Source organism: Candidatus Gracilibacteria bacterium, assembly GCA_041660965.1.
GTDB lineage: Bacteria > Patescibacteriota > Gracilibacteria > BD1-5 > JAGOOR01 > JAGOOR01.
Window position 1 is genome coordinate 239394 of sequence record JBAZVH010000001.1, and the last position, 21837, is coordinate 261230.

At 38.9% G+C, this 21837-nt stretch carries 21 protein-coding genes; 11 read left to right on the forward strand and 10 right to left on the reverse strand.

Annotation, left to right across the window (positions count from 1 at the left end; all coding sequences use genetic code 25):
• Window positions 1–11: 11 nt before the first annotated feature.
• On the reverse strand, window positions 12–761 hold the full coding sequence (locus tag WC753_01240) for a helix-turn-helix domain-containing protein (GenBank protein ID MFA6080087.1): 750 nt from the start codon (window positions 759–761) through the stop codon (window positions 12–14).
• Window positions 762–1034: 273 nt separating this feature from the next.
• Between WC753_01240 and WC753_01245 the strand changes: the two genes are divergently transcribed.
• The 4 genes from WC753_01245 (at window position 1035) to WC753_01260 (ending at window position 7456) form a co-directional block, all read left to right on the forward strand.
• On the forward strand, window positions 1035–2036 hold the full coding sequence (locus WC753_01245) for a hypothetical protein (protein ID MFA6080088.1): 1002 nt from the start codon (window positions 1035–1037) through the stop codon (window positions 2034–2036).
• A gap of 19 nt (window positions 2037–2055) precedes the next feature.
• Complete coding sequence (locus tag WC753_01250; GenBank protein ID MFA6080089.1) at window positions 2056–3804, forward strand: hypothetical protein; 1749 nt, start codon at window positions 2056–2058, stop codon at window positions 3802–3804.
• Window positions 3805–3890: 86 nt separating this feature from the next.
• The gene (locus WC753_01255; GenBank protein ID MFA6080090.1) at window positions 3891–5609 is read left to right on the forward strand and encodes a hypothetical protein; all 1719 of its coding nucleotides are present in this window, start codon (window positions 3891–3893) and stop codon (window positions 5607–5609) included.
• 116 nt (window positions 5610–5725) lie between these two features.
• Window positions 5726–7456: a hypothetical protein gene (locus WC753_01260; GenBank protein ID MFA6080091.1), complete on the forward strand. Its 1731-nt coding sequence runs from the start codon at window positions 5726–5728 to the stop codon at window positions 7454–7456.
• Here the strand turns inward: WC753_01260 and WC753_01265 are convergent.
• The 3 genes from WC753_01265 to WC753_01275 are packed head-to-tail and all read right to left on the reverse strand — an operon-like array spanning window position 7453 to window position 9335.
• Window positions 7453–8070: a tRNA-dependent cyclodipeptide synthase gene (locus tag WC753_01265; protein MFA6080092.1), complete on the reverse strand. Its 618-nt coding sequence runs from the start codon at window positions 8068–8070 to the stop codon at window positions 7453–7455. The genes WC753_01260 and WC753_01265 overlap by 4 nt on opposite strands.
• Before the next feature lie 5 nt (window positions 8071–8075).
• Window positions 8076–8900, reverse strand: a complete 825-nt coding sequence (locus tag WC753_01270; protein MFA6080093.1) for a hypothetical protein — start codon at window positions 8898–8900, stop codon at window positions 8076–8078.
• Window positions 8901–8909: 9 nt separating this feature from the next.
• Complete coding sequence (locus WC753_01275; GenBank protein MFA6080094.1) at window positions 8910–9335, reverse strand: PrgI family protein; 426 nt, start codon at window positions 9333–9335, stop codon at window positions 8910–8912.
• Between the two features lie 121 nt (window positions 9336–9456).
• Between WC753_01275 and WC753_01280 the strand changes: the two genes are divergently transcribed.
• Entirely contained in the window at window positions 9457–10653 is a 1197-nt protein-coding gene (locus WC753_01280; protein ID MFA6080095.1) for a glycosyltransferase, read from the forward strand.
• A gap of 68 nt (window positions 10654–10721) precedes the next feature.
• Here WC753_01280 and WC753_01285 read toward each other — a convergent pair whose 3' ends face one another.
• Window positions 10722–11090: a hypothetical protein gene (locus WC753_01285; protein ID MFA6080096.1), complete on the reverse strand. Its 369-nt coding sequence runs from the start codon at window positions 11088–11090 to the stop codon at window positions 10722–10724.
• A gap of 92 nt (window positions 11091–11182) precedes the next feature.
• Between WC753_01285 and WC753_01290 the strand changes: the two genes are divergently transcribed.
• Window positions 11183–11929, forward strand: coding sequence for a ZIP family metal transporter (locus tag WC753_01290; protein ID MFA6080097.1), 747 nt, complete (start codon window positions 11183–11185; stop codon window positions 11927–11929).
• Here WC753_01290 and WC753_01295 read toward each other — a convergent pair whose 3' ends face one another.
• Window positions 11930–12574 (reverse strand): hypothetical protein, encoded by a 645-nt coding sequence (locus WC753_01295; protein ID MFA6080098.1) that lies wholly within the window; start codon window positions 12572–12574, stop codon window positions 11930–11932.
• Window positions 12575–12684: 110 nt separating this feature from the next.
• Here WC753_01295 and WC753_01300 point away from each other — a divergent pair, with 110 nt between their 5' ends.
• The 5 genes from WC753_01300 to WC753_01320 all read left to right on the forward strand — a co-directional run bounded on the left by WC753_01300 (window position 12685) and on the right by WC753_01320 (window position 18479).
• Window positions 12685–13029 (forward strand): hypothetical protein, encoded by a 345-nt coding sequence (locus tag WC753_01300; protein MFA6080099.1) that lies wholly within the window; start codon window positions 12685–12687, stop codon window positions 13027–13029.
• A 108-nt stretch (window positions 13030–13137) separates the two neighbouring features.
• The gene (locus tag WC753_01305; protein ID MFA6080100.1) at window positions 13138–16641 is read left to right on the forward strand and encodes an alpha/beta fold hydrolase; all 3504 of its coding nucleotides are present in this window, start codon (window positions 13138–13140) and stop codon (window positions 16639–16641) included.
• 185 nt (window positions 16642–16826) lie between these two features.
• The gene (locus WC753_01310) at window positions 16827–17087 is read left to right on the forward strand and encodes a DUF1653 domain-containing protein (protein MFA6080101.1); all 261 of its coding nucleotides are present in this window, start codon (window positions 16827–16829) and stop codon (window positions 17085–17087) included.
• A 67-nt stretch (window positions 17088–17154) separates the two neighbouring features.
• Window positions 17155–17805, forward strand: a complete 651-nt coding sequence (gene rsmI / locus WC753_01315) for a 16S rRNA (cytidine(1402)-2'-O)-methyltransferase (protein ID MFA6080102.1) — start codon at window positions 17155–17157, stop codon at window positions 17803–17805.
• A 2-nt stretch (window positions 17806–17807) separates the two neighbouring features.
• Window positions 17808–18479 carry an RlmE family RNA methyltransferase gene (locus WC753_01320; protein ID MFA6080103.1) on the forward strand — a complete coding sequence of 224 codons (672 nt, stop codon included), beginning with the start codon at window positions 17808–17810 and terminating at the stop codon, window positions 18477–18479.
• Window positions 18480–18788: 309 nt separating this feature from the next.
• On the opposite strand, the gene WC753_01325 is transcribed toward WC753_01320, so the two are convergent.
• The 4 genes from WC753_01325 to WC753_01340 form a co-directional block, all read right to left on the reverse strand.
• Window positions 18789–19061, reverse strand: coding sequence for a hypothetical protein (locus tag WC753_01325; GenBank protein ID MFA6080104.1), 273 nt, complete (start codon window positions 19059–19061; stop codon window positions 18789–18791).
• Window positions 19062–19089: 28 nt separating this feature from the next.
• On the reverse strand, window positions 19090–19587 hold the full coding sequence (locus WC753_01330; protein ID MFA6080105.1) for a hypothetical protein: 498 nt from the start codon (window positions 19585–19587) through the stop codon (window positions 19090–19092).
• 148 nt (window positions 19588–19735) lie between these two features.
• Window positions 19736–20806: a transcription termination factor NusA gene (gene nusA / locus WC753_01335; GenBank protein MFA6080106.1), complete on the reverse strand. Its 1071-nt coding sequence runs from the start codon at window positions 20804–20806 to the stop codon at window positions 19736–19738.
• Between the two features lie 132 nt (window positions 20807–20938).
• Window positions 20939–21823: a hypothetical protein gene (locus tag WC753_01340; protein MFA6080107.1), complete on the reverse strand. Its 885-nt coding sequence runs from the start codon at window positions 21821–21823 to the stop codon at window positions 20939–20941.
• Between the last annotated feature and the right edge of the window lie 14 nt (window positions 21824–21837).

Here is a 21837-nt window from a genome sequence, read left to right on the forward strand (position 1 = left end):
TCCACGTTTCTTTAGCTCGTCACAAACCCTGTAGCACCCAGCCAAGCAAGATAAAATATAGCCCTTTGAGAATCAGCATATTCACGACTAGCAATACGAATCGCACGAAATTCTCCATCTTCGAAGAAGAAAAGTCCGACAACATTTTCGGTAATAAAAATATCATAGCGAAATGGGAATTGTCCTTCTTCTATCGTCACCAGTGAGAGGTGGGAATATTTTTTTGCAAGATGACGAAACAGTGTCTGTGTTTCTTCATGATATGGCAGGATAAGTTGGGTTTTCTTGGTTTTTTTGAGAATCCTCTCCAGGAATTTTAGAAGACGATCCTTGTCTGCCTTATACCAAACCGTCATATTGGCATAGGAGAGGACCTCTTCAGAATGTGTTAGTTCATCGAGAAATGTATCAATATCATCTTTTTCATCCAGTAGCGTAAAAGCAGGACGAAACGCCTCTGCATGAACCAGTGTTTTGAGGGATGGAAGAATCATCTCGGAGAGATTGAGTCGCTCTCGCTCGATATTCACAATTCTCTCTGGCTTTTCTGGGATAAAAAATTTTGCTCCGTGACGTTTTACGACAGTTACGAGCTTCTTCTGAACCAAGATATCCAAGGTATAGTACAGTCAAACTCTCCCCTGCTTTGTCCGCTTTGCAAGCGTCGATACATAGTCCCCTCATGACTGAAGGAGTGAGAGATAGACTATGGACTCTATTTCTGAGAATCCAAGCTGTTTGAGTGTGTTGTGAGTATCCATCTTGCAAATTAAGAATTAAGGGAAATGCATTCTATATTTTGTACTTTGTATTTTGAATTTTGTATTACTCAGCTCCGCTGAGTATAGCTGTTGTAGAATTTTTTCTACAGAAATAGTATATCACAGATGTTTATTTAATCAAGAAAATAGAATTTATTATTCATTTTTTGTAACTTTCAGTATACTTGCCTTTATGAGTATTTAATTTGAAATATAAATAAATTGCATGGCAAAAAAAATACAGCACAGCATACGCATACAATAAAATTTTTTATGACTACCCCCTATTCCACTCTCTCCGAATCATCAGAAATACATCAGTCATCAGTACCTTCACTATGATTTCTGCAGAAAAAAGAAGCATTGTTGGCCAAAATAGCTCTGCACAGTAGACCCGATGTCACTGCTGATACACTCAGAGAGGAGACCCAAGCATTTAAAATCACTTCTCCTGATACACGCTGACATGATGCCATTATTATATGATTGGATGGTTGGCAAGAAAAAGATATACCTCTTGATCTCAAAAATGCTCTCGAAGAATACCTAAAGCTCTTTCCTGCAACTCCTATAATATTTTGCTATTCACAGGATAGGAAATCACTCAAAACTCTCGCAAGTCTCTGAAATATTCTCCAATATCCAAATATTCGTCTCTTCTCCATATCATATATGATATCAAGTGGGGGGGAGTGAAATCCATTTGATTTCTCATCAATACCTCGAAGTAGAACAAAGACAAATAAGGGCGGACAACTGAGCTATATAGAGCATGGCATCGGTCGCTACAGGAAACAGCCAATTGAAAATATCGATAAAACAATGCTCACTGATTGTCAGCCGCAAATTTCTCAGGCAAGATTAATAGGCATCACATGAGATGATCGTGCTGTGATGGAACAAATCCTCACTGTGACAATCAGAGATGATACAAATGTAGAAATCTTTCATGCTCCTTCTCTTCAACTCAATATGACTTGCGTGGACTGGGATGGTACGCTTATGAAAGATGGAGTTTTTCAAGAAAGTGTTTTTGAAACAGCTCAAAATATTGCTCATGCACATCAACAGAGTCTCGTCGTATGGACATGAGGGGGGCGAGAAACAATTCTTCAAATTCAAGAATTCTTCATGAGTCGCGGACAACATATCATGACTTGTGCCAAACAGGATTGCGAATGAGGAATTATCAGCTATACTATCGATGATGAAACGGCAGAAGATTTGAAGAGAAAATATGGCTTCACTGTTTCAAATTTAATTCCAGTTTCATAATTCTTTATCAACTTTTTTTATGTCCACCCTTATACTCCCTACCGAAAAAATCATTGAAACAAAGAAATGTCTGATTTCAGGCAAAGAATTTGTCATAACTGACAAAGACCTCGAATTCTACGATAAGATCTCTCCAGTGTTCTGATGAAAAAAATATTCAATACCCAGTCCGACATTGTGTCCTGATGAGCGACAAAAGCGACGGCTCGCTTTTCGAAACGAAAGGAAGCTCTACAAGAGAAAATGTAGTGCAACTGGGAAAGAGCTCATATCCAACTATCATCCCGATGTTCTCTTCCCTGTTTTTAGTCGTGAATACTGGCTCTCTGATGCATACAATCCGTCAGACTACGGTATGGATTTTGACTTTAATAAAAGTTTTTTTGAACAATTCCGATCTCTCTCAAATATCACTCCACGATTCCATATCCAGCAACAGGACCCTATAGAAAATTCAGAGTATTCCAACTGTGTCAGTAATTGCCGATCATGCTACCTCACGTTTGACTCAGATTATAACGAAAAATGTTATTACTGTAACAAAATTCAGCATTCTAAAGATTGTATTGAATGCAGCTTTCTCACCAATTCGGAACAGTGCTTTGAGTGTTTTCAGTGTGAAAAATCTCATGGACTTCGTTTCAGTAACTATTGCATAAATTGTAATGATTCATGGTTTATCGATAGTTGTATCGGTTGTCATGACTGTATCTATTGTTGTAACCTCGTGAATAAACAGTATTGCTTTATGAATGAACAGCTCACGAAAGCCACATATCAAGAAAAGCTGCAACTCATGGTGCAAGACCAAAAGCTCGCGAGCCGAAGAGATGTATTTCAGAATTTTCTGAGAAAAAATCCAAAGAAATTTATCCATGGGACACACATCGAAAATTCCACTGGAGACGATCTCTATAATGTAAAGAATGTAAAATCAAGCTTTGCCATGATGGAATCAGAGGACTGTGCCTACTCGGATCTCCTCATCCAAGCCAAAAACTGTATGGATGTCTCTTCTTTTGGTGATACTATTGCCTGGATGTACGAAATCTGTACTGGTGGGATCAATAGTCAGAATTGTTCTTTTGGATTTACCAATGTTCTCAATTCTAGAAATCTCCTCTACTGTTCGATCGCGTATAGTTCTCAAAACTGTTTCTGATGTATCAGTCTCAAGCAAAAAGCAGAAAATATGATACTCAACAAGGCCTATTCTGCTCAAGAATACGAAACACTTTGCTGAAGAATCATAAACCATATGCAGTCAACGGGTGAATGGGGAGAGTTCTTTCCTCATGAAGTATCACCTTTTTGATACAACGAAACAGTGGCACAAGAATATTTTCCTATGACTGAAGAAGAAGTAAAATCGAAAGGTTGGAACTGGTATGAGGGTGAAAATAAAAATACGTATATTTGAGCGTATTATTCATCACTTCCCATATCTCAATACGATGAACGGGTCGTCTGATTTGATACAGCAACACAGCATATCAATGAGTGTCTAAATTGAATCATCCAGTGTGAAGTCACAGAAAAGCCGTTTAAGATAATCAAACAGGAACTTGCATTCTATATTGAGAACTCTCTCCCAATTCCTACCAAACATCCTGACCAAAGACACCAAGAGAGAATGGATTTGAGAAATCCAAGGAAACTCTATGAAAGAAGTTGTACAGAGTGTCAGAAAGAGATTATCACCACGTATGCTCCGAATCGACCAGAGAAAGTATTGTGTGAGGAGTGTTATAGGAAACTGGTTTACTAAGTTTAATTGGTTTAATTGGTTTCCGAACAAATAATTCCTTCCTATGACTGTTACTATGACTATTACCTTTTCGTAACTATTTGTGTATGACATTTATTCCATCAGAAGAAAAAATCATTGAAACTAAGAAATGTCGCTTGAGCGGACAAGAGTTTTTTGTGACAAATAAAGACCTGGAATTTTACGATAAGGTCTCTCCAGTGTTCTGATGAAAAAAATATTTAATACCCAGTCCGACACTGTGTCCTGACGAGAGACAAAAGAGACGGCTCGCTTTTCGAAATGAGAGGAAACTCTACAAAAGAAAATGTGACAAGACAGGACAGGAGATTATCTCTATTTACTCTCCTGACAAGCTATATACTGTATATGATCAGAAAGTATGGTGGAGCGATGATTGGAATGCCTTTGAATATGGAATGAAATTTGATTTTGAAAAAGGATTTTTTAAACAGTTTGATACACTTTTACATGCAACTCCTCGGATCAACCTCATCAACAAAGGACATGAAAATAGTGAATTTTGTAACTTCGCAAATCAAAATAGGAATTCTTATTTGCTCTTTGCATCATTATGATGTGAAAATTCCTATTTCTCCAACCGAGCTCTCTATATAAAAAATGTATGTGATAGCGCTAATATCACTCATTCCGAGCTCTGCTATGAAGTGATTGATTCGAGTGAGTGCTATAATTGCAAATGGGTGCAAAGCTCTCATCATTGCTCAGATTGTTTCTACTGATATGCCCTCACTGGATGCTCGAATTGTATAGGATGTTATGGCCTCTCAAATAAACAATTCTGTATTGGCAATAAACAATTTGATAAAGAGTCATTTCGCAAAAAAGCACCTGAGATACTTGCCTCTCTTTCTCAAAAAAAATTCCAGAAACACCTGCAAAGCTGCACACGAAAGTATGCAAATATCACCAATGCGGAAAATAGTACTGGAGATGCACTTCAGGATGTAAAAAATGTGTATTTTTGATTTGAATCAGAGAAGCTAGAAAACTGCAAATATATCTACAATGCAACAGAATTAAAAGACTCCTATGATATCAACAATGATGATCATTCAGAGCTCAGCTATGAAGTGGTCGGATGAGAATCAAACTACCAAGAAACTTTCTCGGATATTAGCTGGTTTAATACTCTCGTCTCATATTCATCGCTCTGCTTTCATTCCAAAAACTTATTTGGGTGCTCCTCTCTTAAAAATTCGCATCACTGTATCCTCAATACATCATATTCAGTCGCCGAGTATGAAAAACTTTGCTGACAAATAGTAGACCATATGCGCTCTACTGATGAATGGTGAGAATTTTTCCCTCATGAATTATCACCTTTCTGATACAATGAAACAGTTGCCAATGAATACTTCCCGATGACTGAAGAAGAGATAAAAACAAAAGGATGGAAATGGTATGATTGAGAAAATAAAAATACCTATATTTGAAATCACTACGCACCTCTTCCGATTCGAGAGTACGATGAAAGAATTGTAGGAAATGCTGTGGCGCAAAAAAATATCGATGAGGTACTCGCTGGTATTATCCAGTGTGAGGTGACAGGAAAACCATTTAAGATTATTAAACAAGAGTTGGCATTCTATATTGAGAACTGAATACCTATCCCTACCAAGCATCCAGATCAGAGACATATAGAAAGAATGGATCTGAGGAATCCAAGGAAACTGTATGAGAGGACTTGTTCTGAGTGTAAAAAGAATATAATTACCACCTATGCTCCAGAGAGACCTGAAAAAGTGGTTTGTGAAGAGTGTTACAGGAAGCTGGTTTACTAAGTTTTTAAGTTTCCTAAGCTATCAAGTTGTTGAAGTTTCATTGAAAATTGTTGCAATTACCCCATTCCTGAACATAATAAACCTAGGAAACTTAAAAACTTAGTAAACTGTGCATTATGTTCATTCCTCCGTGAGAAAAAATCATCGAAAAGAAAATCTGTCGCTTATCAGGCGAAGAGTTTATCGTCACTGACAAAGATATCGACTTATTGGATAAAATATCGCCTTCTTTTGGTGGTCAGAAATATAGTTTACCAACTCCGACTCTTTGTCCTGATGAAAGACAGAAAAGACGGCTCTCTTTCCGAAATGAACGAAAGATGTACAAGCGAAAATGTGATCTATCCGGGAAAGAAATTATTTCAGTGTATTCTCCCGATAAAACCTATCCCGTCTATGATCAAAAGGTCTGGTGGGGTGATGATTGGGATCCAACAACCTATGGAAGAGCATTTGATTTTGAGAGAACTTTCTTTGGTCAGTTTGCAGACCTCCTGGCGGTTACACCGAAGTTATCTCTCTATAGTGTCCAATGTATCAACTCTGATTACACAAATTTTGCACTTGGTTCGAAGGATTGCTATATGTCTATATGAACCACTCGAAGTGAGGAAGTTCTCTATTCCAACTTTGTACGAGATGTAAAAAATACGATTGATTCTACCTTTTGTTATGAATCTGAGCTTATTTATTATGGTATAGACCTGACTCGATGCTACAACTGTTTTTATGCAAAAAATTCTGTAAATTGTCGTGATTGCTTTGGTGTCGAGGAGTGCAGTGACTGTCACCACTGTATCGGCTGCTATGGTCTCAAAAATAAAGAATTTCACGTATTCAATAAGCCGGTTTCAAAAGAGGTATTTAATGATGTATGGAAAAATGCATTTCTTCATGGATGATCGCTCAAGGTGTTTGCTGATCTTAAATCTCTCAGAGAGACACAGTATGTGCGAAATATACATACAATAAACTGTGAGAATTGCTATGGAGACCAGATCGAAAATGGAAAAAATGGTTTTATGTGTTTTGATTCAAAAAATATCGAAGATGCTCGTTATGCGTATTTTAGCCCAAAAAATAATACCTGTCTCGACGTGACATATACCGCACCTCTCGGAGTAGAATACTGTGGTGAATGTTGCTCGACACTCGCCAGTAATAATTTTGCAGTCTTTCAGTCTGCTCATGAGTCTCAGGTGTTTTACTCTATGCTGTGCCAAAACTGTGATTATGTTTTTTGATCGGCGAGTGTCAAAAAATGAAAACATATTATCCTCAATACCCCCTATTCTGTCCAAGAATATGAAACTCTCTGCGGTAAAATCATTGACCATATGAAGTCAGCGGGAGAATGGGGCGAATTTTTCCCAACAGAACTTTCCACCTTTGGTTACAATGAAACAGCCGCAAACGAATACTTTCCGATGACCGAAAAAGAGGTGAAAACAAAATGATGGAAATGGTATGATGGAGAAAATAAAAATACTTATACCGGAACTCATTACACCCCTCTCTTAATTACACAATATAATGAAAAAATTGTATGATTTGATACGGCTACCAAAAATATCAATGAGTGTTTAAATTGAATCATCCAGTGTGAAATCACAGGAAAACCATTTAAAATTATTAAACAAGAGCTTCTCTTCTATATCCAAAATGGGCTCCCAATTCCAACGAAGCATCCTGATCAGAGGCACAAAGAAAGGATGGATCTCAGAAATCCAAGAACACTTCATGAGAGGATATGCCTAGAATGTCACAAAAATATTATCACTACCTATGCTCCGGGGAGACCCGAAAAAATTGTTTGTGAGGATTGTTATAGAAAATTGGTTTATTAGGTTTCCGTCTCAACTTCTATTACTTCAAAATCTATTTCTCGTTTTTTACCATCGAATTTTCATGCTATGAAATCGGAAAAAATTGGCCAAGAACGATGATATACATAAGTAACTTCTGATCATAATATTTCTTTCGCAGATTCGAGAAAAGCAAGCTCACACAAAAGAAATTTAACCCCTATTTTGACTTTTTCTTCCGCCACTTCTCACATCCTTCATCAGAGTAATACTTCCTTTGTGGTTCATCGAACCGCATCTCTGAATGCTTCATTGTTTCTAAAAAGCACAAGTATGTTCCTGATACTTCTTCTATAAGTAACACTAGTATTTATATGCTCTTTCCAATCGATTGTAAGGCGTCTTTGCTCATCTGGTCATAGAATACTTGATACTTTGTTTCGGATGGCATTTCATTTTAGTCTTGCTTTACTTTCTGGACGACTTTCTCACTTTGCCCTATAAGTATATTGAGCTGGGTAATCTGGAATCATTATTCTGAATCATTCGAATCGTTGTCTTGCCTGGTCTATCAATCAGCGAATAACGTTCTCCTTAAAATAACTATTCCCAGGACTCATCCCGAGAATAGCTATAGAAGGTTTTTTACGAAACATAAATATTATCCTACGAGATCGTAGTGGACCTCAGAATCAAGCACTTTTGTCACAGAATTTACTTTTGGATCGTAGTAGCTAATCATCAGCTCTATAAGTTGATCTTTTGTGAGAATATGAGACTGTAATCCTACATATTGTAGACTGGATTGAATCGTGGTCGCTTTTTCCTGACACTTTTTCTGCATATAGCCGACTCGTGCCATATTGTGACGTATTTGTTCATAAGTAACCGTCTGGCTCACTCCTGCGAAGAAGCTTTTTACGATCTGAAACATTCCTTTTGGAGAGACACTCTGATTATCTGTTTCATCATGGGGAATGATAATGTAAAACTCTTTTTTCATAATCTGCGCTACATTGACGAGATTCGTGAGAAACTCAATATATCGCTCTGATTGCTCTTTGAGAAGTGTGTTTGACTGGCCGGCAGTGAGATTTTTGAGACGCGTGATATATCCTTCGATATCGACTTTAAGCGATCGAATAAGTATCTGAATAGGAAACTGGAGCGCATTGAGAAAGTGCTGAAATGAATAAATAATCGCATCTTGCTCTGGTTCACTCTTGAGGGCGAAGTTCACAGCTTCAACTTTCAATACCATACGTGCAGAACCATCTTTCATAATCACGATATTATCCCGCACTTCTGAAAATGGGAGATATCGCTGTGTAGAATCATCAGGATGATTGTTTTTCTTTGGCTTCACGGCAGCGTCTGTCATATCTTTTCATGGCTTTATTTCCTCGATTTTCTTTGTAACAGAAGTAGTAGCCGTCGATTTTGTGGAAGTCTTTTTCGGGAATAAGAGATCGAGAGGATTTTTCATAGAAGTATTTTACAGTGTTTTTACGTGTTCTGCAAGTTTTGAGGTCTCTTTTGTATGTTTTTTATTTTTTTCTTCATATTGGTCTGGACGTACGTACCCCATTTCAAGAGGAGAATAACTATCCACACCTCGGGTCCAGATACGCCCTGTACCGTTTGCACCATTTCCATTTATCTTATATCGTGCAAGGTTTAGGAGGAAAGGAAGAAATGTCATATCGTGAGTACGAAATTTTGCTACTAGAAAGAAAACTCCGACAATCAGCACACAGACAATGGCTAGAGGTGTTTTGGGTACTTGTCAGTCAAATTTGTTAAAGAGGCCAAATGCCAGTATCAATCCTACGATAATAATGCCCATCTGTCTCAAGCTGAGACCGAGAATAATAGTATCTTCATTTTCTACCTGTATAGGGATTTTATACTGCATGTCCATATTCTGCCACACTTTTCCTGCAAATACAAACCCAATATATTGACAAAGAATATATTAAATCATAATAATCTCTCTAAAAAATATCACTAGTTTTTTAGGATTATACACTATAATCTCTCTCATGAAAAAAACCCTGATAATCCATGATACATTTCTCTATCGATGAGGAGGTGAAAGACTGATAATTATGATGGCAAATGCTCTCAAGGCGGATATTGCTTCTGGTTTTTTTAGTACAGGAAGTTATGACCTGAGAAAGCAGTGATTTACGGGAAAAATGATATCATTGATGTCTCCATGATTTCTCCATGATTTCTCTTGGTTACCTACTAGGATAGCTTTTGTGCTCAAAAACGGTCTTCGACATTTTGGCCTCAAATGGGCATTTTCTCGGAATGCAAAGAAACTCAAAAAAGACTATGATATCATCATAATGAGTGGTGACTGTCTCTCTGCAGTGAAACATTTTAAACGAAAAAAAATCATCTACTACTGCCACACTATCCCTCGGTATCTCTTTGACCAAAAAGAAACCTACGAAAAAAAGGTCCCAAAGAGTATGCTCTTTGCTTATCAGCGTATGACAAAAAGATTTCGCAAAGCATATCTGAAGGACCTCAAAAAAATACATACCCTCGTAACTAACTCAAAAAACACCCAGAAACGTATCAAGGTTTTTACAAAAAGAGATGCACAAATACTCTACCCTCCAGTGGACACGACTTTTTTCACTCCCCTATTGAGTGACGAGTGACGAGTGACGAGTGACGAGAAAAACAGACAGCAAAAAACTCTCAACTCGGAACTCTCAACTCGGAACTACTTTCTCTCCTTCGCTCGACTTTCTTCTATCAAACGTGTGGATAGAATCGTCACTGCATTTCAGAAAATGCCAGAGGAAAAACTTATCCTGACCTATGGGAAAAATGATCCTGAAAAAGAGAAAATATTTACGATGATTGAATGATACAAAAATATCTCTGCAATATGTTCACCCGATGATGAAGAACTTCGGAAACTCATACAGGAAGCAACCGCAACGATCTATGTCCCTGTGGATGAGGACTTTGGTATGAGCCCCGTCGAATCTATGGCTTGTGGAACACCAGTTATCGGAGTCAATGATGGCGGACTCAAAGAGACTATTCTGGATGGGGAAACAGGCATCTTGATTCATCCCGAGTGCAAACCAAGTGATATCGTCAAAGCTGTAAAGAAGATACAAACCCTCTGAGACCTCAGCGATAACTGTCAAAAACGGGCAGAAGAATTTGGGCTCAAGCATTTTGAGGAAGAGCTCAGAAAAATCTGTTCGTAATATTCTATTTTCAAGAAAAAACCATGAAAATCATGGTTTTTTACTATTTTTAGCAAGGAATCTACATCCTATCTCAACTGGGGATTTCATCTCCTCTGTAGTTCATCAAGTTTCCTTTTTACATCTTTCATTGCACTTGCGACTCATTCTTTATCCAATCCTCATCTATATCCTCCCGATAAGCGCCTTTTTTCTCCTTCTAAAGTTCTTTTCTTTTTGTCCCGATCACTTTCTGGGAGGAGAGACTGTCTACTTTGCATGGGCTTATGCGTCAAATCAAGGATCCTTTCACTCCTTCCACCAACGGTCTTTATTACATAGTCTCTATCTATGTCCCTATCTTCTCTACTGGGTGTCTCTTTTAACCAGCTTGGAGCGGTAGCTTGAGGGCGAGGACTAGGGACTCAACCAAGATAATCTCTAAAATAATCTGACATAAAAATATATTAAACGATAAAAATACAAATCCACTCTAAGAACTCCTTCCCGTTTGTCAAAAGATTTTTATACTGCTTGGTAACGTTTTCCTATGGATTCTATTCTCCTTATTACAGGGCTCTTTATTATCTCCAGCACAGGACTTGTCATCCATCTCTGGCGAGAGATTCCAGAACGACTTCTGCATCTCCTCGTCGCTCTCTGAGGGGGTACAATGCTCTCAGTCGCACTGGTCCATATTCTTCCAGAGTCACTCGAAACAAATCCTGTTGCTATCTATGCTTTTATCGGTGGGTTTATCGCTATCTATCTCATAGAAGAGCTCCTTACGCCACATCATCATGACCATACACATGGTGATCATACACATGAAGACCCTCATGAACACTTACATCATGTCATCATCGTCTCATGGATTGCTATCTTGCTCCACACTATCTTTGACGGGGTGGGCATACGAGCTGGTATGAGTTTAAGTCCTGTGCTCGGTGTAAGCATCCTAACTGGTGTAGCTATTCATCAGATACCCGTTTCTCTCTCGCTGGCTTCCCTTTTGCGACAATCCCATTTTCAGATAAAAACCCAGATTATATTGCTCCTTATATTTGCTTTTGCGGCACCGCTCGGATATCTCCTCTCTGATATTTTTATCCCAAGTAAAAATATTTTCTTTGTAGGCCTTCTTACTGCCTTTGCAGGCGGATCACTGCTCTATGTCTCAAATGTAGAATTCCTCCCTATGATACATGCTCAATCCTCTCGAAAAATGAAGTATATCACTATGGCACTCTTTATCGTTGGAGTTGTTGGGATGAGTTTGGTAAAGGTTCTGGAGTAATTACTTTCCTTTTTTGCGATTTTTATAGGCAATGAAAACGTCTCAGATACGTTGTCGGATAAATTCCGCTTCATCTCCCCCGTCCTCTAGATTTGTTCTAATTTTCCTCCAATTCTGTTTATTTTCCATTGCTTGAACTAATCTTTCATAAGCTCCTTGGCGTTCTGATGAAGATGGAGCATAAGACTGGTCTCAAAAAATTTGAATATCACTATGTAAATGTGACTGATGTCTTATTGATTCACACTGGAAACCACTACGAGACATACAGTCTACACATTTTTGTAAAACATTGGGAGTAAGAAATAATTGAAATAGAATAATATCGTTGATAAGTCAGGAAACTTCTGTCTGCAATGTATCAATATTATGATCCTGATTCAACCGCCGAAGACGATATTTGAGTACGCCTTCGCAACGCCTACCTATCATTCTCCTCACAATATCCGAAGCACCAGGTAGATTTTCACGAACCAAACTACGCGCTCAAGAAAGCTGCATACGTCACATTTCAAAGAGGTCATATCCTAGAAATCTAGGAGGGGTAGGTATACTCGAAGGTGGGGTATGCGCAACATACAACGTACTAGGACGTCGAGCTGGAGCCATAGTACTCGGATCAAATGAACCACATAAATGAGACATAACAAAAATCTTAAATTTATAATATATTAAATAATATATAGATTTGTCAAATATCTTTTTCAGAAAAAAGAAAAAAATTCTTATACTGCACTCACTAAAAACTTTCTCGTATGAAACAATTTGCCTCTCTCCTCCTCTCGACTTCTGTGGTAGCTTTTGCCGAAGAAGTCTCCAAAAAAACTACACCATTTGCCAATGCTCCATGGTGTCATCTCCCTTGTGGGAAAATCCAGCTTATCGTCTGATCAACGCTCCTCGGAACAATAGGATTGCAAATTTTGATGCTTTTTGCATTCCACAAAATGAAAAAACTTCCGAAAAAATACAAGTGGATTATCTATGGAATTGTGACCTTCATAACTGTTGCTCTAGCTATGTACATAGTTCCACCCTACCTCAAGGATGGTTTTGTTATTGGCCGGTGTTTTATCGGTGATCCTATGGGATGTCAATAAATGTCAATTTGGTTGTAAAAGCTGATTTTTCTCTATAATTTACCCATACAAAGAGTGGGTATTTTTTTATAATTATTCATTCTGTACTTTGTATTTTGTATTTATTTTATGTATCCTCATCAATCCATCGAACCAAAGTGGCAAAAATACTGGGCAGAGCACGACACTTTTGAATGTGAAAATCCGCAGAAACCCACTGTTCTTATCCTTCATGGTTGGGGCTGAGACAGTAGGGAAAATTGGCTTCCATGGCTTCAAGGAAAACTCCAAGATGCATGATATACTGTCTATGTTCCTGATCTTCCCCATACAGAAAAGCCAGTCCTGGAAGAACAACTCTTATTTCTAAATAAATATACACATCTTCTCGAACCGAACAGCATCATTATCGGGCATAGTCTCGGTGGAAAACTCGCATGTCATTTTGCTGCAAAGCACCATCTCTCTCGTGGACATATTATGCTCGTAGCACCAACATACGAATGACAGAAATATACCAGTGATGAGATATGCGAAGCATTAGAAAAATATAACGAAATACCATGTCAGCTCGACCATATAAAACTTCAGACAACCGTCTATTTGTCAGATAATGACCCCTATATTAACCTTGCCTCTGCAAAAAAATATTATTCGGATATATCCGATGTAGTATTTCATGAATTTTCTGGGAAAGGACACTTCAATGAGGCATCTGGTTTCACGGAATTTCAACGACTCTTCGATGATATCGTAGCTCTTGAAAAGAAAAAATTCTACGCTCTCGATATGTTCCCCTATCCGAGTGGTGCAGGTCTCCATGTTGGTCATCCAAAGTGATATACAGCGACCGATATTATTGCTCGATACAAGCACGCGAAGGGGTACCACGTTCTTCATCCGATGGGTTGGGATGCTTTTGGCTTGCCGGCAGAAAACTACGCGATAAAAACTGGTACACATCCAGCAGTTACGACAGCCAATAATATCACACATTTTCGTGAGCAACTCAAAAAGTTTGGCTTTTCTTTTGACTGGAATCGTGAGGTCGATACGACTGATCCTGCTTATTTTAAATGGTCACAATGGATATTTCTCAAACTCTTTGAAGCAGGTCTTGCCTACGAGAGCGATAAGCCCATCAATTTTTGCCCCAGCTGTAAAACTGGATTGGCCAATGAAGAAGTCGTCGATGGAAAATGTGAACGATGTGGAACGCCGGTCGAGAAAAAACCCATTCGCCAATGGGTACTCGCTATTACAAAATATGCAGACCGACTTCTCTCTGATATTGACCGTCTCGATTGGCCAGAGGGTATCAAGGAAATGCAGAGAAACTGGATTGGACGGAGTGAGGGGTGCCAGTTTAGTTTTACATGAATTGATTGTCCAGATATAGAAGTATTTACTACAAGAATTGATACAGTTTTTAGTGCGGCATTTGTCGTTATTGCGCCTGATCATCCTCGAGTAAATGAATATATTTTGCCTGAAGAAAAAAAAGAATGTGGAAAATATATCAAAAAAACTCAGGAAGAGTCTGATATAGAAAGAACAAAACTTGATAAAGAAAAAACAGGTGTTTTTACAGGATCATACGTCATAAATCCTTTTAATAAGGAAAAATTACCTGTTTGGATTGGTGATTTTGTCCTATGAAACTATGGAACAGGAGCGGTCTTTGGTGATGCACATGATGATCGTGACTTTATCTTTGCTAGAAAATATGGAATACCATTAAAGCAAAGTATTGCCCCCTATGTCACTATGAGTGGAGAAAACGCCCCTCGGAATGAATCAAAAGAAACCAAAAGAAAAACTGTCAATGCAATTATTGAATATAATAATAAGTTTTTAGTTCTAAAAGAGCCCAAAAATTACCGTCTGCTATGAGGTGGTATCGAGGATTGAGAGATACCTCTTGAAGCAATAAAGAGAGAAGTTGTTGAGGAAACTGGATATTTTGATTTTTCTGAAATACAAGAAGTCTCATTTTCTCAAATATTTGCTCGTGGATTTCATCATAAAAAACTCCACAATAATGAATCTCATGATACTCCATGTTTTCATGTTGTGCTCAAAAGCTTGGATCAAAAAGAAGTAAACCCTTCAGAATTGGAGTGGCATAGTCTGGAGTGGATTGAAAGAAATGAGGTCCCAAAACTCCTCTCATTTGAACAACATACATACCAATGGGGTCAATTCACAAACCCTACTGCCTTCACTGGTGATGGTATCCTGGTTAATTCTGGAGAGTTTGATTGACTAACCTCAGAAGAAGCTCGCAAAGTCCTCACCGAAAAAGCAGAACAAGAAGGTTTTGGAAAGAAGGTCACAAACTACAAACTCCGAGACTGGATTTTTTCTCGTCAGCGATATTGGGGCGAGCCAATTCCGCTGATACATATTTCAGAAGAAGACAAGAAATCTCTTCCAACAGCTCACAATACTGAATGCTGGGTAGATGGAGAAGTATTGAAGAAATGAGATACAGTTCTCGGAAAACTCTACCAATGAATCGACTCTTGGATTCTCCCAGATTATACTCTTCCGCTGAAGCTTCCTGAGGTGGAAAAATACGAACCCTCTGGCGATGGACAGTCCCCTCTTGCGACGATACCTGATTGGGTCAATGTACGGCTTGGAAATAATCTCATAGGGAAAAGAGAAACCAATACGATGCCTCAGTGGGCTGGTTCTTGCTGGTACTATCTCCGTTATATGGATCCGACAAATAGTGAAGCAATCGTGGATCCCTCAATCGTGAAATATTGGTGAGAAGTCGATAGCTATATCGGTGGTGCAGAGCATGCTGTTCTTCATCTTCTCTACGCTCGTTTTTGGCATAAATTCCTGTTTGATATCGGTGTCGTGCCAAGTGATGAACCATTTTTTAAGCTCAGAAATGTCGGGCTGATTCTCGGACCAGATGGTGAAAAGATGAGTAAATCACGTGGAAATGTCGTCAATCCTGATGATGTCATCGAGGAATACGGTGCCGATACACTCCGAATGTATGAGATGAGTATGGCGGATTTCAGTGATGTCTCTCCTTGGAATACGAAGGCGATTATTGGGAATTATCGATTGCTTGAAAGAATCTATCGGCTCTTTACGACGGATGAGGCGAGTGAGGAATTCAAAGCATTTTTGGCAGCTGATGATATGAAAGCTATCAAGACGATGCATAAAACTATCAAGAAAGTCGGGGAAGATATCGAGAATATGAAATTTAATACCGCTATCTCGATGCTCAATGTGATGATGAATGAATGAGCTCCGGCTGATGTGGATAATCGACAAGAATGGAAATCAGTTCTTGTTCGACTGCTCCATCCATTTGCTCCCCATATAGCAGAAGAATGCTGGTCGCTGATGGGCAATGAAGAAAGTATCTATGAAACCGAATGGCCTGAATATATCGAAGCGCTCACTATCGATGATGAAGTGATGATTGCGGTGCAAATCAATGGAAAACTTCGAGGAACCTATCCATTTATGCGAGGCGTGGCTGTGGATGAAGTCCGCACAACCATAGAATCAAAACCAGAAATTGCCAAATGGCTCGAAGGAGCAACTATCTTGAAAGAAATCTTTATTCCCAATAAGATTCTAAATATCGTAATCAAATAATATGAAACACATTGATGCTCATAAATCTGAATACCCAGATGATAATGCTGGATACCTACGAACTTTCGTCGTTTGTATAACGGGAGGTTTTGATCCTGTAAGGTTTTTCGGCGATTTTCTAGAAAGACGCAGGTTACGAATACGCAAAATACTGGAGAAAAATTCTAAAAAATAACGTTCTTCTTATGGAAATGATTGGTGCTATTTACCGCCACTACAAATCTACTGGATGAAATGATCACGTCTATGAGGTTATCTGAACTGCAAAACATTCTGAAACTGATGAGATTCTCATCATTTATAAACCTCTCTACAAATCTCCTTGGCAAGCATGATGTGATTTTACTGCTCGTCCTCTCTCTATGTGGGAGGAAATGGTTGAGTGGAATGGGAAGATGGTTCCAAGGTTTACTCTCATAACTCAACAATCTGCGTCTAACGACTAAATATCATCGACTCCTTGTCTCTACTTTTACTTCTTTCTCTATCTTCTGCTCTATCTCTATCTTTTTTATGCTCTCCCTCGTCTCCACACCTATCTGAAACCTCGAAGATATCACCCTCCGAGCACTCCGAACACTCCGAGAATGTGATGTTATCGTCTGTGAAGATACACGACATAGTGGATCTATGTTGAAACACTTTGAGATATCCAAGCCCCTCCAGAGCTTTCATAGTCATAGCACCCGTGAACAAGCAGCCAAGATTATTGAACTCGCAAAGGAAAAACATATCGCCTACATCTCTGATGCGGGCACTCCAGGTATCTCTGACCCTGCTTATCTCCTCATACAAGAAGCTGTCGCACAAGGTGTAATAATCGAATCAATTCCTGGCGCTTCCGCAGTACTCACCGCATTGATTGGGTCTGGATTACATATGCATGACTTTCGTTTTCTCGGATTCCTCCCACTCAAGAAAGGTAAACAAACACTCCTGAAAGAGCTCGCGGAAAAAGATTATACCGCCATTATCTATGAATCTCCCCATCGAATTAGTAAGACACTTGATGACCTGAAAAAAACTTTTGGAGGAGACAAAACGGCTTGTGTCGCTCGTGAACTCACGAAAATACACGAAACCTACCACCGGGGCACGCTCGATGAACTCTACGAACTGGCAGAAAAAGGTGTCTTTCGAGGGGAAATCGTTATTATCATCTAAGTATGTTTCAAAAAAAGATAATTCCAGCGAAAAAGAAAAAAATACAAGCTCCTCGAATAGCCAATCGTGGGGGGTATCAAGTACAGGATGTCTGGTTTCACAAAGCAAAAGCGGCGGGCTATCGTGCGAGAAGTGCCTTTAAGCTCATACAGCTCGATGAGACCATGCATATTATCAATCCAGGTATGGCAGTTATCGATCTCGGTTGTGCACCGGGGAGCTGGATACAGGTGCTCGTTCACGCCGTTGGGGAAAATGGACAAGTCCTCGGCATAGATCTGCAAGAAGTGAAAAAATTTGCACAAAAAAATATCACCACACTCGTCGGTGATATGACGCATCTCGAGACACATACTGCAATCAAAAAATATTTCTCTAATATGGGACTCCGACGATGTGACCTCATCACTTCAGATGTTGCCCCAAATACCACAGGACGCAATGATGATGATCAATATAATAGTTCTATGCTCTGTCTCGAAGTCATCAAAATAGCTGATAAATTCCTCGTCCCATGAGGGAACCTCGTGATGAAAATATTCGTCGGTCGAGATCTGAATCGCGTCCTCGATCAGGCAAAGAAGAAATTTAAAATCGTAAAATGTATCAAGCCAGAGGCGTGCCGTGATAGAAGCTTTGAAGAGTATGTCGTCTGTAAGGGGTATCGAGGGTAAAACCTAATCAAATGAAAAATGAATAATGAATAATTAAAGATTGTTCATATATAGTTCCTGAAAAACAGAAAAGGGTTTTTAGGGGACGTACTGTTTGAGCGGGATGAATTCAGTAAGTTGCTGAAATCAGTTTATAGCGAGTTTATGTCCCCTGAATGATTTTGGTACTTTTGTCAGCAAAAGTACAAAGAGAAATCTAGGACCAAAAATGCACCAAACAATACCAAATATATCCCCTGTTACTGTGATGGATTCCACCTCGCGTCCTTCGATTAACTCAGGACTTGGCTGGAATGACGGACACAAATACTAAAACGGAACATCCATTTCAGCAGCAGGAGTCGTGACAGGACCAGTATCTCCTCCTGCATTCTCACGATTTTTATTGTAATCATTTTCTACTACGTAGTGGGTATCGCCATATTGTCCTGGCTCCTTTCGCTTGAGGACGGTCATATTCACATATCCTTTCTCATTTGCAATTGCTTGCATATCCTCGAGCTTGAGTGAGAGATTCATGATCTCACCATACTGTGTGGAAACTGCTTTTGCAGAACCTCCGATGTATTTCTTGTCGGCCATAAAATAAAAAGTTAAAAATAAAATATAATTATAAAATATGTCTTGGAACTTCGAACTTTGGAACATCTCTTAATTCATTCTCAATAAATTCTTTATCTAAGCAATCAAAAGGAAAATATCTAAAAGATTTCCCCTCATCACCAGTTGCTACAAGGGCGTGACTAGCTCATGTTCAATAAAAATGACCTGGTCGCATAATTCACCTATCCTCTGGTGCAACAAGAACTGCTAATGCTTTATAGCCGGATCTCTCATCTTTATTTCTTTCAACTTCATCAACTGAAGCAACAAATTCTGAATCACGAGTAGGTTTATTATAAGAAAAAGGAGGTAATTGATCAGATGGTAAATCACTGGCAAAAGAAAATAGCCGTGGAGAAAGTCTTTGACGACCAAAGAGTCAAAAAGAGAGGGTGATTGCTACTCTATCTTCTCTCCTATTAATACTTTGATGACCTTGTGTAATAGCAGAAATGGTCTCTAATTCGAAAGTATTTTTTTCAGGAGCATCTCATGGTGTATGCATAAAAATAATTTGTAAAAAATAAATTTGTTATAGATGATATGGATTCTCGGGTCAAGCCCGAGAATGACGGAATCGGAATAGATTTCTCTCGTTAGATGACGATAATAAATTCCTTTCTCTATCTTTTCTGCTTTGGCTCTATCTTTTTTTATGCCTGTGGTGCCTCCACTTCCACTCCAACCAATCGAATGCGGTACCCAGTCAGCTGTTCAGCAAGACGGACATTGCCTCCGCTTCGACCGATAGCTCGTACTTCATCTTCTTTTGGAACAGTCACCACTGCTACATCATTTTCATCAAATTGTACATCGAGAATCTTCGCAGGATTCAGGGCTTGTGCGACGAGCTCACGAGCATTATCAGTATAATTGATCACATCCACCTTTTCTCCGAAGAGCTCTTCCACCACTGCTTTAACACGAATACCCTTTGGACCGATGAGGGCACCAGCTGGATCCACTTCTTCAAATTCTGAAGCAACAATAATTTTTGTTTTAAATCCTGCTTCACGGACAATACGAACGATTTCAATCGTATTATCTTCGAGCTCTGGCGTACTCAGTTCAAAAAGTTTTGCCACAAGCTGAGGATCCTTGCGTGAGAGAATAACTTTTGGATCACCCTTCCCTTCATCTTCTACTTTTTTGACGTAAACATACATACGCATTCCTGGTGTGTATTTATCTCGACTCACTTGTTCGCTTCGTGGGAGGAGAACTTGTGAACCATTGAATTCTACGAAGACACGATCATTTTCGACCATATCCACACGGACATTCACGATATCACCTTGCTTGTCTTTGAAGAGTTCAAAGACTTTTGCTTTTTCTGAATCACCGATTTTTTGGATAATAACCTGGCGAGCCGCCTGAGAAGCGATACGTCCGAAGACTTGAGGATTATCACGGAGGACATCACTCGCATCGATTTCGATAATATCACCGATTTCAAATGCGTCAGCATCCTCACCGAGATCAGCACGTGCGATCTGTGTGTGAGGATTTTCTACTGTTTCAACCACTTCTTTTTCGACTGTGATCGTGATATCTCCAGATTCAAAATCGAGTTTTACATTGACTGATTCATCTTTATCACCATAGTCTTTTTTGTAAGCAGTACGAATAGCAGCTTCTATGATTTCGACGAGATCATCACGATGAAGTCATCGTTCAGCGGCTATATGATTAATTGCTACATCGATTGCTTTGAGGTCTAACATATATACATATTAAGAATAGACACATTTTTAGTAAAAAAAAGAATCTGGTAACCAAATTCTTTCATACGTTCAAAAATGCCAAATCAGTATACGAAAAAAGCGGAAAAAAGAAAAAACAGGAATATTGACAGATTACGTATTTATGATTTCAAATACTTTCTCTCCGTCAAAAAGATAGTTTTTTGTGTTATACACAAACCAGAATACTCTTCCTGGCAACACCTGTTCGTTCTTTCCTATTTTTAGTCTCGTCTGCATATCTTCCCAGATAAGATCAGCATTTGGTATGGTAGAATGAAGTACTTTTTGAGTTTTTTCTCGTCCATACCTATCGTAGAGCCAGATTTCATTTTGAGCAGTTGTGAGATAATACGTACCCTCCTGCACACCTCGAACGATAGATTGTACCATGAGATTTTGTGGGAGCATAATGCTCTGTTTTCCACTCGTATCATAGAAAAAAACTATACCATTATTCCAAAATAAAAAAAGCCCTTGTAGTGTATTTTCATAAAAAATAGATCCTGGAGAAATATCTCCTGGCAATGTGTGAGTTTTTTGTGCGATAAGCCCGATTCACACACGATCAATAACTTCCTTTACAAGAATGACAGAACGGAGATTGAGCGTTCCTTGTGTAGCGGGCTCTATTACGATATGTTCTGGTTCAAAAGTCCTATTGTCTCCTATAAAAAGTATCTCAGCATCACCCCGAGGAAGACCAGAAAAAATACATTCTTTATTACTGCAAACGATTGATTTATTCCATGGAAATATAATATGAAATGGATATGACACACCGAAAAACTGAAAATCATGATATACAAGCCGAGAAGAAATATGGATTTCTGCAGATGTCACGGTATCATCGACGAGGACGGTTAATTGCGAAGTTTTCCAAAAATATGTCGTCGCGACCATCCATGCTATACCACTGAGTCCGCCTCATACGATGATGATAAGGAGCATATAGGGGAGCACTGTATCTCGCAGAAAAATAAAAAAACGCATAAACATAGCAACAGTATATT